The sequence below is a fragment of the Psychrobacter glaciei genome, assembly GCF_014652895.1.
Taxonomy (GTDB): Bacteria; Pseudomonadota; Gammaproteobacteria; order Pseudomonadales; family Moraxellaceae; genus Psychrobacter; species Psychrobacter glaciei.
Genome location: NZ_BMZR01000002.1, coordinates 268,004 through 283,090 on the forward strand (window position 1 = coordinate 268,004; position 15,087 = coordinate 283,090).

15 protein-coding genes are annotated in these 15,087 nt (G+C 44.8%); 7 read left to right on the plus strand and 8 right to left on the minus strand.

Annotated features, from left to right (window positions below):
- Positions 1-35: 35 nt before the first annotated feature.
- Positions 36-410, minus strand: coding sequence for a hypothetical protein (locus IE130_RS05865; protein WP_189583109.1), 375 nt, complete (start codon positions 408-410; stop codon positions 36-38).
- A 603-nt stretch (positions 411-1,013) separates the two neighbouring features.
- Between IE130_RS05865 and rpsU the strand changes: the two genes are divergently transcribed.
- Both rpsU and IE130_RS05875 read left to right on the plus strand, forming a co-directional pair.
- Positions 1,014-1,229, plus strand: a complete 216-nt coding sequence (gene rpsU / locus IE130_RS05870; protein ID WP_010195908.1) for a 30S ribosomal protein S21 — start codon at positions 1,014-1,016, stop codon at positions 1,227-1,229.
- Between the two features lie 238 nt (positions 1,230-1,467).
- Positions 1,468-1,917, plus strand: a complete 450-nt coding sequence (locus IE130_RS05875; protein WP_010195911.1) for a GatB/YqeY domain-containing protein — start codon at positions 1,468-1,470, stop codon at positions 1,915-1,917.
- Between the two features lie 76 nt (positions 1,918-1,993).
- Here the strand turns inward: IE130_RS05875 and IE130_RS05880 are convergent, their stop codons facing one another.
- Positions 1,994-3,553, minus strand: coding sequence for a M48 family metalloprotease (locus IE130_RS05880; protein ID WP_227676148.1), 1,560 nt, complete (start codon positions 3,551-3,553; stop codon positions 1,994-1,996).
- Positions 3,554-4,189: 636 nt separating this feature from the next.
- Between IE130_RS05880 and IE130_RS05885 the strand changes: the two genes are divergently transcribed.
- The 4 genes from IE130_RS05885 (at position 4,190) to thiS (ending at position 6,638) form a co-directional block, all read left to right on the plus strand.
- Complete coding sequence (locus tag IE130_RS05885) at positions 4,190-4,657, plus strand: sulfurtransferase TusA family protein (RefSeq protein WP_189583116.1); 468 nt, start codon at positions 4,190-4,192, stop codon at positions 4,655-4,657.
- A gap of 241 nt (positions 4,658-4,898) precedes the next feature.
- Positions 4,899-5,762, plus strand: a complete 864-nt coding sequence (gene rpoH, locus IE130_RS05890; RefSeq protein WP_201574459.1) for an RNA polymerase sigma factor RpoH — start codon at positions 4,899-4,901, stop codon at positions 5,760-5,762.
- A 65-nt stretch (positions 5,763-5,827) separates the two neighbouring features.
- Positions 5,828-6,202: a DUF423 domain-containing protein gene (locus IE130_RS05895; RefSeq protein ID WP_189583119.1), complete on the plus strand. Its 375-nt coding sequence runs from the start codon at positions 5,828-5,830 to the stop codon at positions 6,200-6,202.
- 235 nt (positions 6,203-6,437) lie between these two features.
- Positions 6,438-6,638, plus strand: a complete 201-nt coding sequence (gene thiS, locus IE130_RS05900; protein ID WP_010195929.1) for a sulfur carrier protein ThiS — start codon at positions 6,438-6,440, stop codon at positions 6,636-6,638.
- Positions 6,639-7,009: 371 nt separating this feature from the next.
- Here thiS and hpf read toward each other — a convergent pair whose 3' ends face one another.
- Positions 7,010-7,390 carry a ribosome hibernation-promoting factor, HPF/YfiA family gene (gene hpf, locus IE130_RS05905; RefSeq protein WP_189583122.1) on the minus strand — a complete coding sequence of 127 codons (381 nt, stop codon included), beginning with the start codon at positions 7,388-7,390 and terminating at the stop codon, positions 7,010-7,012.
- A 361-nt stretch (positions 7,391-7,751) separates the two neighbouring features.
- Positions 7,752-9,452, minus strand: coding sequence for an RNA polymerase factor sigma-54 (rpoN, locus tag IE130_RS05910; protein WP_189583124.1), 1,701 nt, complete (start codon positions 9,450-9,452; stop codon positions 7,752-7,754).
- Positions 9,453-9,856: 404 nt separating this feature from the next.
- Between rpoN and IE130_RS05915 the strand changes: the two genes are divergently transcribed.
- Positions 9,857-10,771: a nitrilase-related carbon-nitrogen hydrolase gene (locus tag IE130_RS05915; protein WP_189583126.1), complete on the plus strand. Its 915-nt coding sequence runs from the start codon at positions 9,857-9,859 to the stop codon at positions 10,769-10,771.
- Between the two features lie 63 nt (positions 10,772-10,834).
- Here the strand turns inward: IE130_RS05915 and IE130_RS05920 are convergent, their stop codons facing one another.
- The 4 genes from IE130_RS05920 to lptM form a co-directional block, all read right to left on the minus strand.
- Positions 10,835-11,851 (minus strand): tyrosine recombinase XerC, encoded by a 1,017-nt coding sequence (locus tag IE130_RS05920; protein ID WP_189583129.1) that lies wholly within the window; start codon positions 11,849-11,851, stop codon positions 10,835-10,837.
- 6 nt (positions 11,852-11,857) lie between these two features.
- Positions 11,858-12,745, minus strand: a complete 888-nt coding sequence (dapF, locus tag IE130_RS05925; RefSeq protein ID WP_010195942.1) for a diaminopimelate epimerase — start codon at positions 12,743-12,745, stop codon at positions 11,858-11,860.
- Between the two features lie 196 nt (positions 12,746-12,941).
- Positions 12,942-14,318 (minus strand): diaminopimelate decarboxylase, encoded by a 1,377-nt coding sequence (lysA, locus tag IE130_RS05930; protein ID WP_373299625.1) that lies wholly within the window; start codon positions 14,316-14,318, stop codon positions 12,942-12,944.
- Positions 14,319-14,412: 94 nt separating this feature from the next.
- A complete protein-coding gene (lptM, locus tag IE130_RS05935) occupies positions 14,413-14,727 on the minus strand; it encodes an LPS translocon maturation chaperone LptM (protein WP_189583132.1) in 315 nt (104 codons plus the stop codon).
- Between the last annotated feature and the right edge of the window lie 360 nt (positions 14,728-15,087).

Below are 15,087 nucleotides of genomic sequence, written 5' to 3' on the forward strand. Positions count from 1 at the left end.
ACTAATGAGTGTCTAAGAGTTCGTTCAGCACTAACTTATTCAGCAGTGGTTGCCGCTGCGTCTTCAGTAGCCATATCAGTGCTGTCAGTAGTCGGAGCAGCTGCTGTATCAGCACTATCGGTAGCCGTTGCTTCTGCCATATCAGTGTCAGCCATACCGGCTTCAGCAGTAGTAGCACCATCGACTGCCGTACCATCTGCAGTCATATCCGCAGCTGGCATCGGGGCGGTTTCTGGAAACTCCATTTCTTCAGCAGGTGGGCCATTTTTGATCGCAAGTGCCGCTGCTTCATCAACGCGATCTTTTGCATATACTTCATGCTCTTTTCCGCCACCACAAGCGCTTACGCTCGCACCCAAAGCAACGATAAACGCTGTGCTCAACACCGTACTTAATACTGTTTTTTTCATGCCAACATCCTCAATAAAATACACATAAAACGGTTCCTATGCTTACTAGGGTCTATTGAACATTCAAATATGGTACTGCCCTCCACTCGAGCACAGCTCTTGCCTTGCGAACGGGCAAAGCAGTGCTTTGCTCTATCCGTTCTCAAGGCTGATGCTAAAATTACCCCAACCGTTGTTGAAAACCTAGCTAAGGTCTCGACATTATCGTCGGTTTTCGCCTAGTTTGAGTTAACTTTAGCCATCAGCAGCCCTAATATTTGAATATCAAACAGACCCTATAATATGGAAATTATCATAGCATAAACTCCAACCAAACCGTTATAGACTGTAGGGACTTTTTATTCACGGTAAATTTTGTGCCCTGACTCAATCTAAAGCAAGACAGTTGCGCCTAAATACTCATCTAAGCAAATAACATATAGACAATAAACCATTAAAATCGTTGACTTTGTTGGTATTTTTTATTAAAATACCTGCCCTTGTGCTAATGCGCAAGAATTGTCCTAGTTTGAGCTGATGCCTGTAATCTTGAGATATTACGGCTAAATACTAATACACAGCCAAACTAATGCCCTTATATCTCATCCTAATCGAGGAGTCTTCATGCCTGCAGTTAAGGTTAAAGAAAACGAACCAGTAGATATCGCTATCCGTCGTTTCAAACGTGCTTGTGAAAAAGCTGGCGTATTATCAGACGTACGTAAGCGTGAGTTTTATGAAAAACCAACGCAAGTACGCAAGCGCAAAAAAGCAGCTGCCGTAAAGCGTTATAAAAAGAAATTACAACGCGAAACTATTCGTACCACTCGTATGTACTAATCAGTAATCTGATTTAGTTACGTACAAGCGCTACACTAACGCCACTGTTATCCATTGATATCAGTGGCGTTTTTTATGCTACAATTTTTGTTATTACTGCTGATACATTTTTTATCAAAGCTACTTTTTTTATTAAAGTCACTTTTTTATTAAAGCCCCGATCAGCAGGTTTTGCTCTAAAAACATAGCAAACAACATATGACAAATAGCATTTAACAGATAAATAAGGATGATAGCAGTGAGCCAACTTAAACAGACTTTATCAGACAATATCAAAGTTTCCATGAAAGCTCGTGAGCTTGAGCGCGTTAAGGTATTACGTAACGTACAATCAGTCATCAAGCAAATTGAACTTGATCGTCAAATAGTGCTCGATGATGCAGGCGTATTAGAAGTTCTACAAAAGCAGCTTAAACAACGTCAAGAATCGCTCGGTATTTTTACCGAAAACGACCGTGATGACTTGGCAACCAAAGAGCAGTTCGAGATCGATATCATCAATGAGTTCATGCCACAGCAAATGAATCAAGACGAGATCATGGCATTGGTAAATGCCGAGATTGCCACGCAAGGTGCTACTTCTATGCGTGATATGGGTAGTGTGATGGGCGTGCTAAAGAACAAAACCGCTGGTCGTGCTGACCCTGCGCTCATCTCTAAGCTGGTAAAAGAAGCTTTGCAAGGTTAATATTTTTTATGGTCAACATCGTTGCTTGAGACTGATGTGCCGTAGCTGTAAATGATGAACAGATAAACACAACCGCCTAAGGCTTAAAGTCTTTGGCGGTTTTTACGTCTTTAATTTCTGCATTTATGCTCGCCAAGAGCGGACGCGCACTATTTGCTTGCGCGGTCGTTTGCATGCTTTCAGCCAATCGTTTGGCCTGCGTTAAGGAAGTAAGCGCACTTTCATAGCGCCCATTCCATAGCTGATCATGGCTGCGATAGCGCAATGCGTTGATTGTCGCGATGTTGGCTAGCTGCGGGGAGTCAGTCGTTTTGGCAATTCTCTCATTGGCAAGTTGTAAGCTTTGCCATGCGTAACGATCGCTTGGTTGCTGCTGGGTCAAAGGTTTTAACAAGGCTTGTGCTTTGGTCGGCTGATTGCTGTTCGTCAACGCTTCGGCTAAATACAAGCGCAAATCACGGCGCTCAGGGTAAACACGCTGCTGACGCTCTAATACTTCGGCGGCTTGCTGCCATTTGCCTTGTTCATTCAGCATTTGGCTATGCGTAATCGACAACAATGGCTCTAATGACTGGCGCTGCGCCGCTGGTAACACGACAAGTTCCGCCAATATGTCATTGGCATCAGTAAAGCGTTGTTGCTCGCTATACCAAGTCATCAACGCCAATTTGGCCCCTAAGCTGTTTTTGGCAGCCGCTGTCAGTGTGGTCTCAGACGCATGCTTACCTGTACTTTGGACACGCCAATAAAGCAAATCAAACTGCACTTGATGACGCTGCTGCTGGCTTAATGACATGGCGGGATACTGCTGGGCGCGGCTCTGTGATTCGCTCAAACGTTCATTGCTTAAGGGATGCGAACGTACAAAACTGGGCAAAAACAGATTGGCTGTCTGATTAAGTTGGCTTTTTTGATTCATCGTGGCAAAGAATCTCGGCATCGCGCGTGGGTCATACCCAGCTTGGGTCATGATTTGCATCCCTACCCGATCGGCCTCGCGTTCGTTATTGCGACTAAAAGCCATGCTGCTATTCATTAGTGCTGTTTGGCTGCCCATCAGTACTGCTGCTGTGGCATCACCATCGACCGCTGATGCGGCAATCGCGGCCAGCATACCGCCTATTTGCATCAGTAAGGCTTTCTTACGTTCATCAACGCCACTCTCATAATGGCGTTGGCTAATGTGCGCCACTTCATGAGCGACGACACTAGCCAATTCATCCATACTACTCGCAGCCAGTATCGTCCCTGTATTAATGCCAATGACGCCGCCTGGCACTGCAAAAGCATTAATACTGGGATTGTCGATGATCACCAAGCCCAAGGGCGCTTGCTCACGCGCTTGTGCATTGAGCCGCCACGTCATTTCTTTAACCGTTTCTTGCACCCAAGGATCATGCTCCATTTTTGCGCGACCATTGATACGTTGTAATGACCACTCACCAAGCAGCTTATTTTGATACTGTTCCGCGAAGCTCAGTCCTTGCCCGCGTAAATTGGGTAAATCGAGCGCTTCTGCCGCTGGTGTTTGCCATGAGTTATAGGCAAATGGCGCAGCAGAATTTTCGCTACTATTGGCGCCAGTTGTCAGAGCCAATAATACAGCCGATAGCCCTAGTTTTATTGCATGAGGCATAAGCAAACGACCTGTTTTTTGTTTGGATACAAACAATATCATTTTCTGTATATCCTTAACGATGGCGCACTCATTCAATTTATTGCTGCCTTGTCTATAGTCGGTTCAGTATAATTTGGATACAAGGAAGGCGGGTGAAAGTACTACAAGTAGTAGACTAAGCAAGCTTGACACCGTATCCAATTTATAGAGGATTGACTATACCAAGCAGTGACTGTCTATTAGAATGATACAGATGCGCATCTTACCCACTTGATAATAACGTAATTTTGACTATACGAGCTTGTTTATACAAGGTCAATTCTAGTCTGTATTTAGCTACCAATAACTCGGCTGTGCGTCACTATTGTGCAACATGACAATGTAATTATTGATGGTCAATTTTTGGTTTGATTGTTGATAGCATTTTTAGCTGTCAGCCTTGAGTAGTCATTCTAGTGAGCCAAACATTACGATGACTATATTCAACTGCAACTGCATCGCGGCAATTTGCTATAATAACGAATGGTCGCAAAATGTCTACATTAGTGCCGTTTACTTAATAGACCAAACAGATTGATAAGTTAATATTAATAAATATGGTCTATTAAATTCTCTACGGCTACCAATTCAAGTTTTAATATCTCAAGGTTTTTTATGTCTGCTGACAGTCAGTTAATTACCACACAAGGGTCTTACTTTGTTTGTTTGTCAGCAAGTTTGCCTGATACGCAGCAGCATGTTATTAAAGAGTTATTAGACTTATTGTCTACTGGTCATACGGGTAATATTGAGTTGGATGGAACGACAGGCTCCGCTCAATCGATTCTTAACATAAAAAGTTGGGTAGACGGGCGTGGACTTGCCTGCCCGATGCCACTGTTAAAAACCAAAGTGGCACTACGCGATGTAGCAGCTGGCGAGTCGTTATATGTTGTGGCAACCGACCCTAACTCGAAAGCGGATATCACCGCTTTTTGTCAGCAAAGCCAGCAAGCTAAAACGACGCCTAGTTTGGGATTAACGATGAGCGAAATGACCGACAAAGTACTGGTTGATGGCGCTACATCACAGCGTTTCGATACAATATATCACTTCATCATTACCAAAACTGATAGCAACTAAGCGTCGCTATCCTTTACAATTACAACAATAAAGATTTTTATCTGACTGTTTGTTTATCTATTTAACCAAGGTCAAGAATATGGCTACTACCGCTAATGATGCTGCGAAAACACGTAAAAAAGATGGCGCAGCGCCTGAAAAAAACGAAGCGCGCGATGCAGCCCTAAAAGCTGCTGCGGCGCGTCCACCTTATGATGCTAGTGCATTTGAAGATACGAGCACTCGTGACTTAGTGCCAGCGATGCCGACGCATCTGTCAGCGCCTGGGGTCAATCTGGGCGCGTATATCAATACTGTGCATCAAATCCCTATTTTAACCCCGACGCAAGAGCAAGAGCTTGCCCATCGCTATTACGATGAAGGCGACGTAGAAGCCGCACGCTTGCTCGTTATGTCGCATTTGCGCTTTGTGATTCACATCGCGCGCAGTTATTCAGGCTATGGTTTACCACAAGCGGATCTCATTCAAGAAGGCAACTTGGGGTTAATGAAAGCCGTCAAGCGTTTTGATCCGAATAAAGGCGTGCGTTTGGTTTCTTTTGCAGTGCATTGGATCAAAGCGGAAATTCATGAATTTGTGATTCGTAACTGGCGCATTGTAAAAGTCGCGACCACCAAGGCGCATCGTAAGCTGTTCTTTAACTTACGCAGTCTTAAAAAGACCAATAACCAACTCACCCTTGAAGAAGCAGATGCCATCGCCAATGACTTAAATGTCACGCGTAAACAAGTGCTTGAGATGGAATCGCGTCTCACCTCTTATGATGCGTCATTTGAAGCACAATCTAGCGATGATGACGATGGCCGTTATGCGCCGCAGCTGTTCTTAGAAGATGGCATCGATCCTGCTGAGATGGTGGAAGAATCAGATTGGGAAGAAAACAACTCATCGGCATTGATTGCGGCGATGGATACCCTCGATGATCGTTCACGCGATATCGTTGAGCAGCGCTGGCTGTCTGAGCAAAAATCAACCTTGCACGAATTGGCAGCGGTTTACTCTATCTCGGCTGAGCGCGTACGCCAAATCGAAAAGAACGCTATGGATAAAATTCGTGAGGCGATGACTATCGATAGTGTCATTTTACCCAATGACATTCAGTAAATCGTCCCCTATGCGCTATTACCGCTGCGCTATTGACAGGCTTGAATAATAATACGAGTTTTTGCATGGTAAATTGGATAGGTATTGCAGCGATCAATATGGCCATTGCTGTTGGCTTAGGCGCGTTTGGGGCACATGGTCTCAAAGGTATGGTCAGCACTCAGCAGCTTGAGTGGTGGCATACAGCAACACTCTATTGGTTTGTCCATGCACTCGGTTTATTGCTCGTCGGTATACTTGTCCGCCTAAATTATACGACTCAGACGAGTGCATGGTTGCTACAAGTTGGCGTTATTATATTCGCTGGTAGCCTATATGCGATGACATTGGGCGCACCCCGTTGGTTTGGCGCAATCACGCCTATTGGTGGTGTTTTGATGATTGCAGGTTGGCTGTGGCTTGCTGTCTCAGCGTTCCGCTTGAGCAAGGTAGCCAGCTAAATATAGTCAAAATATTCTAAAAACGCGACGGTACTGCTGATATCAATTTTTTGTAGCCTCTGTCTGCGCAGGCACAGCAAGCAAGAAAAATTGATATCAGCAATGAGTGATGGTTCGATATTACCTTTCACTGACTACAGTAAAGTGATTAACAGCTGCGAAAAAGATAGATAATAATGATGTGACTGAACGATATGGTAAAAAAAGGAATTTTAACAATTAAGGAGTACATTTTATGAGTACCATTAGCGTTAATGGTAAACATCTACAGACCACCCATCAGACCGTGCAATTGGTTATCAATGAGCTAGGACTTAGCGAAGGTCGCTATGCGGTTGAAGTCGATGGAGATCTGATCCCAAAGAGCGAACTTGGTCAGCTACGTATCACTGAGGGGATGAATATTGAGGTGGTACAAGCAGTTGGTGGCGGCTAGCTATTCATTCATTGCATAGCGACCTCCAAAATACTAATTGAGCAACATCAGTAGCTACAACAAGCAAAAACTTATTAATAACATCCTATCTTTCGTTAAATGATGACGGGATGATAAGCAATAAAAAGACCTCAACGTTAGATACGTTTGAGGTCTTTTTTATTGCTTATTACGTCGTTACTCAATCAATGGGCTATTTATATTATTTATTCATATAGTCGATTCAATTTAAAAGTAGTACAAGGCAACCGAGTGTAGATGTATATGTGATACTTCAAGCGAGGTTAACGCTGTAATACTTTTATAGTGGAATGACTATACTATTTATGGGTTTATTAGCCACTATATATTGAGCATCAATCATAATAAAACTAAACGGCTGGCACTACATCAGCGCTGCTGAGGTCTTCATAGCGTCCATCACGCCCTGCACCCTGAGTCTTTTTACGCTCCTGACGGGTTTTATATTTACGTACTTGTCTATCAAGCTTGTCTGCCATCTCATTAATGGCTTTATACATATCATCCTCAAGCGCTTGGACAAACATTTCTTGACCTGAGACTCGCATAATCGCTTCGGCTTTATGGCTCTTTTTACCACCATCACTTGCGCCGCTATTGTCTAGCGATAAGATCACTTTAATACTTTGTATCTGATCGAAGTGACGCTCTACTTTTTCAAGTTTTTCGCGAACCGCTTTGTCCATTGCATCGGTAACACTGATATGGTGACCACTGATAGAAACATTCATATTATTGTCCTTTTATTTATGACTTACAATCAACAGATGAAGTGGCATTCCTACCCTTTTCATCTTGCCTTACCAACGACCACTACAAAATTTTCGGTAAAAACTGACGTATCCTTATATTGCCAATTTAGTATCGCCATTTTTTTACTAAAATAAAATTTTGCGTCGTTTTTGTCCTTGGTATGACTCTAATTTGTCATGAAAACCTGATAGTAGCAAGACAGTAAATTGTAATTAAATGTAATAAAAACTGTTGTTTCTTGCAGGTTTCTATATAATCAAAAAATTTTATTTTTTATATTTATAATCAGGTATATTGAAATTTTCCTGACTTTGAGGATAAGTCATTGAATTATGGCAATTAATATTTTTGCTTGCGCTGGGCAGATGAGCCAATATTCATCGCTTCACGATATTTGGCCACCGTTCGGCGAGCAATATCGATACCTTCAGAAAGCAGTTGATCTTTTATGCGATTGTCAGACAGCGGTTTTTTGGGATCTTCATCCGCTATCAGCTTCTTAATCATCGCGCTGATAGCCGTTGAGGAGATGTCGCCATCGCTACTACTGACATGCGATGAAAAGAAATGCTTGAGTGAAAACAAGCCTTGCGGTGTCAAAATGCTTTTGCTAGTGGTCAAACGCGAGACGGTCGATTCGTGCAAATCAACCTCTTCAGCGATGACTTTTAAGATAAGCGGTTGCATGGCCGTCGCGCCGTGCTGCAAAAACTCTTGCTGATAGCGCACGATACTGGTCGCTACCTTTAACAGGTTTTGATTGCGCTCTTCGATACTACGAATGAATAGCCGCGCATCGGTGAGATTTTCACGCAAATATTGATTGTCAGGGCTATCATCACCACGTTTGACCAAATTGGCATATTCTTGATTGACCTGTAGTTTTGGTAATGTCTCAGGGTTCAGTCGTACCTGCCAGCCATCTATTTGTGCAGTAGCATTGGCTCTGTTGCTATTATTGGTGTTCTGAGTATTGTGGCGACGAATAGGCGTGACTAGCACATCAGGGATGTCATAACTGGCAGGCGGTTGAGCGTAATCTGGCTGATTGCTTTGAAACAGCAAACCTGGCGAAGGGTTTAAGCTGCGTAATAGAGTGAGCGCAGGGGTAATGTGCTCAGGTGCCAACCCTGTCCGTTCAGTCAGCGCTTTGATATTATTACTGACTAAATGCTCACTGGCGGACAATAGCGCTTGCGCCTCTTTAAGATAGTCAGTATCAGCATCGAGCTTGACCAGCTGAATCGCTAGACACTCACTTAAATTGCGCGCACCGACGCCCAATGGATCGCACGATTGAATAACGCGCAGTACCGCCATGACTTCATCATGCTCAACGCGCTCCTCCCATTGATAAAAGCTCGCCATAGTCTCAAAGCTTTGTAACAACTCATCAATATCAAGGCGCACAAAGCCCATATCATCCATCGAGTCCATCAGATATTCTGCAATCAGCATGTCCGTCTCTGAGAGACGCTTGAAGTTAAGCTGCCAACGCACATGATCCTGTATCGTGGCGCAGGTAGCGCCTTGATAGCGATCAAACTCATCGTAATCTGATTTTGCTAAAGCACTAGAAGCACTGCCAGCACTAAAATGACTGGCATCAAAACGGTCAGTATCAAAGCGACTATCGTCATCACTGTCTAACGCTTGATAATCTGTCGCACCCTCATCGATACCTGACTGCTGTAGTTTATCGAAGCTATCCGCTGAACCATCACTATAATCACCCGTACTATCATCGTCATAGCTGGAGGTGGTTGATGAGGCGGTAAATGAATCAGCGCCAGCAGCTTGGTTCCAAGTATCGAGGGTTAATGGCTCGCTAAAGTCATCTACCATCGTATCGTTATTGCTCTCGTATTCGTCTTCCTCATCCTCGATACGTTCAAGCAGCGGATTACTATCCAGCTTGGCCTGAACCTCTTGTGCGAGCTCAAGACTAGAGAGCTGCAACAATTTAATGGCTTGCTGCATTTGCGGGGTGAGCTTTTGTGATGTACTTAGCGTGGTCGCCAATCCGAACGACATACTCATAGGTAGCTTATTACACTCCAATCGTGGTGATATAGTCTATAGTTAATTTACTCTAAATCAGATACAGCGTTTGGCTTGCTTAGCCTACTGTTTGTAGCACTTCCAATCACCTGCTTTGTATCTAAATTATGTTGAACCGACTATATGTTATGCTGATTAAGGTCGTGAGTTCATATTATCAGGTCATGACGATAGCATTTTTTGCCACAATTTTGCTATGATAATTTATACCCCATGCGCACGAGCTTTTAATACCTTTCTTATAAAAATACCGAGATACAGGTTTTACTGCCTGAATGCATTAAGATTTCAGCACATATAACCTGTTAATAATGACAAGCTTATTATGATAAGAAAGATGAAGTAAGCGCCTTGTCAGCTCAAGAATAACTGAGGAGCAAATTATGAATAATCCTATAAATAATACGCAATTCACCATTGCTGCGATCCAAATGAACAGTCAGCAAAACACGGATAACAACTTAGCGGATATAAAAGCCGCCATCATTGATGCCCGTGCCCAAGGTGCTCAGCTGGTTGTGTTACCAGAAAACTGCTGCAGCATGGGTGAGCAGTTTGCCACTGCTGAGCAATTTGATGCACTATCAGCGACGTTGGCGGATTACGCTCGTACCTACGGTATTTATGTGCTGGTCGGCTCTCTGCCCTGTGTTTATCGCCCAGATGGCATGGTCGTACCTGATGGTAGATTGCGTCAAGTCAGCCAGTTATTTGCCCCTGATGGCAAAAGGGTTGCACGCTATGACAAAATTCATTTATTCACAGCGACGGTGGCAGATAAGCAAGGCAACTATAATGAAGCCGCTACGTTTGAGCCGGGTACACAAACCGTCATCGCACCGATTGAGGTAAATAATGCCGTGTATCAATTGGGGATGATGGTTTGCTTTGATTTGCGTTTCCCTGCCTTGGCGCAGCGTTTGCGCCAAGCGGGCGCTGACATATTGAGCGCGCCGTCAGCCTTTACTTATTTGACTGGGCAAGCACATTGGTCGCTGTTGCTACGCGCGCGGGCGCTAGACAGTCAATGTATGGTCATTGGCGCAGCACAAGGCGGTGACCATCTCTACAAAAATGGGAATACACGGCAGACGTGGGGACATACCGCCATCACCGCTTTTGATGGTACTATTATAAATAGTTATGATGATAGTGCACTGAGTAAGCAGTCTATGGGCAAAGAAGCTGTTGTTCAAGAACAGCAAAATTATGAAATAGTCTTGGCAACTTTTGATAAGTCTGCCCAAGCGCAAGGTCGGCAAAAGATGCCTATCTTTGACTGCCATCGTTTGGCTTAAGGATAGCGCTGGTTTGTTTTAGAAGAAAGCTTTTAGAACTTTAGCCTTTATAAAATTTATATTCTACGTTGAGTCTTTATTATTCTGCGCATGAGTCGCGCGCGGATGGGCGCGATCATAGACTTGCGTAAGCTTAGCAAAATCCACATGGGTATAAATTTGTGTGGTGCTGATATCGCTATGCCCAAGCATCTCTTGTACCGCCCGCAAGTCGCCGCTGCCCGACAGCATGTGCGAGGCAAAGCAATGGCGTAATAGATGCGGATACATATTTTGCGCAATGCCTGCCCGCGTTGCCGCGACTTTTAGACGTTGTTGCACTGCTCGCGTTGACAAGCGTGTGCCCAATTTTTCACTGATAAATAACGCGGTGTCCATCTGCTCTACCCACAGATTACGATGCGGTAGATAGCGCGTAATCGCTTCTGCTGCTTTAATGCCCAATGGTACTAGGCGCGTCTTATTGCCTTTACCTGTCACTCGTACCCGCAAATCAGACAAATCCACATCTGCCATATCGAGCGCGACCAACTCGCCGACACGCAGACCGCTGCTATAAAGCAGTTCAAACATCGCTTTATCACGCAACCATAAGCGCGCTTGCTCCGGCGTATCAGGGATTTCTTGATCCAGTAGTTGCGTCAGTAAATCCACGTCAGCGATCGATGGTAGTGGTCGAGGACTGCGCTTAAGCTGATAGCCAGTCGTTGGATTGATGCGTGCCAAATCCTCCTCGATCAACCACCCATAAAAATGGCGGATGGCGGACAGCTCTTGCTGGACACTAGCAAGCGCGAGCTTATCTTCATCGAGTCGTTGGCTGATATGCTGGGCAAGTTGACGCTTATCACAGCGCGTCCACGTCAAGCGCTTGCCGCGTAAAAACAGCGCCAGTTGGTTCAGTCCCGCAAAATAAGCGGTCAATGTATGAGGTGAATGATTGCGCACTGACAAAGTGTTTAGCCAACGATGTACTGGTGCGAGCAGCTCTCGTAACGCGGCATCTGACTCTATAGTGGCTGCCAGCTCAGCGGATAGCCACGCTTTTGACTTAGAATCTACTGTAGGCGCTGTCGTCATTGTCTATCAGCTATCAGCACTGGGCTTGATGCCCGCTTGCGCCATCAGACCATCTGGGCTAAATACGCCCTCATAAACAAATGCCGTTGGCCCCGTCATCATGACCGAATAACCCGGCTGCCATTTGATAATCATGCTACCGCCATAGAGCTGTGCGCGCACATCTTCGCCTTCATCGAGCCAGCCTTCACGGATACCGACCGCCACTGCCGCACATGCGCCAGTACCACAAGCTTGGGTCTCGCCGACACCGCGTTCATAGACACGTAGACGAATATGACGCTGGTTCATCACTTGCATGAAGCCGACATTGACACGGTCGGGGAATGCCGGATGTGACTCAATGGCTTTGCCTAATGTTTCAACATCGGCATCGAGGACGTTATCGACTTTTATAACGGCATGCGGGTTGCCCATATTGGCAACATAGAGCTGCACAGGCGTCCCATTAACGTCTAGATGATAAGCGTTTTGGATTTTGGTGGTGGCTCTTGGGGTGAATGGAATCTCGTTTGGCTCAAATTTCGGCTTGCCCATATCGACTTCTACCCAACCATAACGGTCAGTGGTCAAAGAAATAATACCGCTCGCTGTCTCAACACGCAGACGCTGCTTAAATGACAGTTTACGTGCTTGCACAAAACGCGCAAAACAACGTGCGCCATTGCCACACTGCTCGACCTCGGTGCCATCAGTATTAAAAATACGATAACCAAAATCGACATCAGGGCGCATGGGTGGTTCAACCACGAGCAATTGATCGAAGCCAATGCCCAAATGACGATCACCCAACAACTGCACCAAATCCTTGGTTAATTCTAAGCGCTGGGTCACCAAATCGATGACCATAAAATCATTGCCCAGACCATGCATTTTTGTAAATTCTATGAGCATATCCTTGAGTCCTATCCTATTTTTATGTATGTGTTATATTAGCACGCTGTCAGATACAATCATAATTATCACCGCCATCAAATACTAAGTTATATTTATCCTTTAAAACCAATATCTTGATAAAGCTCTGCCATAAAAAAACCCACTATCAGTACGATAGTGGGTTTTTTTATATTCAAATGTCATGGAAATACTACTACTCGGCTTGCCACAGCGTTTCGTCTGCATATAACGCTTCAATGGTTTCGCGTTTGCGAATCAGCTGATGGCGATCATCGGCTACCATGACCTCACTAGCACGCGGACGCGAATTATAATTGCTACTCATGGTAAAGCCATAAGCACCAGCGCCCGTTATCGCTAAAACATCACCTGTAGCAAGCGACAACAAACGGTCTTTCGCTAAGAAGTCCCCTGTCTCACAGATAGCACCAACGATATCCCATGGCTGCGTACCGTCAGTGTCTAGACCATTCTGTGGTAACATTTCAGGAATCACTGCCATTTCAGCTTGGTATAAAGCTGGGCGAATCAAATCGTTCATCGCGGCATCAACAATGGCAAAATTCTTATGCTCGGTTGGCTTTAATACGTCAACTGTGGTCAATAAGATACCGGCATTGGCCACAATACTACGACCCGGCTCAAAGAATACTGTCAGGCCAAGCGCGCTTAATTTAGGTAATAACGCCTCGGCAAACTCATCGATAGACACGGGCGTTTCATCAATATAACGCACCCCTAAGCCGCCGCCCAAATCGATATGGCGTAGCTCGATACCTTTGTCGCGCAGGCTATGCACCAGTTCAATGATTTTATCGAGCGCGGCAACAAATGGCTCAACCTCAGTCAACTGCGAGCCAATATGACAATCAATCCCGACGATATCGATATGCGACAGTTCTGCCGCTTGTTGGTAGACAGTGGCCGCATCTTCATGGGCGATGCCGAATTTGTTGTCTTTTAAACCTGTTGAGATGTATGGATGGGTGTTGGCATCGACATCTGGATTGACCCGTAGCGATATCGGCGCAGGCTTATCAAGTGACTTTGCGACGTCATTGATTAAGGTCAGCTCGCTAATCGACTCGACATTAAAGCAGCCAATACCTTGGGTCAGTGCATATTTGATATCACCGCGAGTTTTACCCACGCCGGAGAATACCACGCGCGCAGCTTCGCCACCTGCTGCCAATACTCGCATCAGCTCACCACGCGAGACAATATCAAACCCTGCACCCGCTTGCGCTAGGATACCAAGCACGGCCAGATTGGAATTGGCCTTAACCGCATAACAAACCTGATGCTTTAGACTGGAAAAGCTATCCGTATAGGCTTGATAGACGTCTAATATCGCCTGTTTTGAGTAAACATAGCAGGGCGTGCCATAATGCTTGGCCAACGCTGCGACACTAACTTGCTCCATATATAAAGCGTCGTCGCGATAGTGCAGTGCTGGTAAGTGGGCAGTTAAAGCGTTAGGGTCGATATATAACCCTTGCTCAGTCTGGGTGGTAACTGACTCACCAATAGTAAAATCGGTTACGCCTGCGTGTTGCTCAGAATGACTCATATGCACATCTCTAATTTCATCAGGTTATCAAGGGTAAAGGTTGTCGGTTGCGGCGAGCAAGAACGGCTCTTTGACAAACAATTTTTCTATAAAATTAATAATCGTTAATATCGGTGCTCGGCTCAGGCAATACTTGCTGCTGTTCTAGGTAGCGCGTTTTTTGATAGTCATCATCATCGACACTAGCGAAGGCAGCGTCTTGTGGATTGCTGGTACTGTCGATTTTATCGGTACTCTCTTGCACGGTCTGGCTACTGGAGTCTACTAAATACAAATCGCCTTTTTGCCCGCAGCCTGACAAGCCCAACATCATGGTACTGCCAATAATGAAAATATAGAAGACACGGCGGCTACTGCTAACCAATACGTTAGTAGACTCAGACTTGGAGAAATGGGATTTAATAAGCATAGAATAGATGACCTTTAACATTGCAATGGTGTGGAGGCGCTAAGAGCAAGCAGTATTAGGGCTTGTCTTCAATTCAATCGATAGTCATCTAAATGGGCTAAAAATGGCTAAATCTTGCCAAACATCGTCAAATAGCTGGTTAATATCCCGATATTATCTGCGCTATTTTTCTTGTTTGACGGCAATTCATCTCATTTTTATCACCATTTTTGAAATGAAGACACGCCCTAGTTAAAACCAAATTAAAAATCGAGCACCAAAACAGGAGGATACGACAAGGTTTTAATCATAGCATTATTCTATAAAGCTGTGCGCATAGTGGCTATTAATAATGACCATTCATAATGGCTATTCATGGTT

Bases quoted from the DNA above. Each gene is read 5' to 3' on its own strand.
- IE130_RS05865 (WP_189583109.1), bottom strand. From the start codon at position 410: ATGAAAAAAACAGTATTAAGTACGGTGTTGAGCACAGCGTTTATCGTT.
- rpsU (WP_010195908.1), top strand. From the start codon at position 1,014: ATGCCTGCAGTTAAGGTTAAAGAAAACGAACCAGTAGATATCGCTATC.
- IE130_RS05880 (WP_227676148.1), bottom strand. From the start codon at position 3,553: ATGCCTCATGCAATAAAACTAGGGCTATCGGCTGTATTATTGGCTCTG.
- IE130_RS05885 (WP_189583116.1), top strand. From the start codon at position 4,190: ATGTCTGCTGACAGTCAGTTAATTACCACACAAGGGTCTTACTTTGTT.
- rpoH (WP_201574459.1), top strand. From the start codon at position 4,899: ATGCCGACGCATCTGTCAGCGCCTGGGGTCAATCTGGGCGCGTATATC.
- IE130_RS05895 (WP_189583119.1), top strand. From the start codon at position 5,828: ATGGTAAATTGGATAGGTATTGCAGCGATCAATATGGCCATTGCTGTT.
- thiS (WP_010195929.1), top strand. From the start codon at position 6,438: ATGAGTACCATTAGCGTTAATGGTAAACATCTACAGACCACCCATCAG.
- hpf (WP_189583122.1), bottom strand. From the start codon at position 7,390: ATGAATGTTTCTATCAGTGGTCACCATATCAGTGTTACCGATGCAATG.
- rpoN (WP_189583124.1), bottom strand. From the start codon at position 9,452: ATGAGTATGTCGTTCGGATTGGCGACCACGCTAAGTACATCACAAAAG.
- IE130_RS05915 (WP_189583126.1), top strand. From the start codon at position 9,857: ATGAATAATCCTATAAATAATACGCAATTCACCATTGCTGCGATCCAA.
- IE130_RS05920 (WP_189583129.1), bottom strand. From the start codon at position 11,851: ATGACGACAGCGCCTACAGTAGATTCTAAGTCAAAAGCGTGGCTATCC.
- dapF (WP_010195942.1), bottom strand. From the start codon at position 12,745: ATGCTCATAGAATTTACAAAAATGCATGGTCTGGGCAATGATTTTATG.
- lysA (WP_373299625.1), bottom strand. From the start codon at position 14,318: ATGAGTCATTCTGAGCAACACGCAGGCGTAACCGATTTTACTATTGGT.
- lptM (WP_189583132.1), bottom strand. From the start codon at position 14,727: ATGCTTATTAAATCCCATTTCTCCAAGTCTGAGTCTACTAACGTATTG.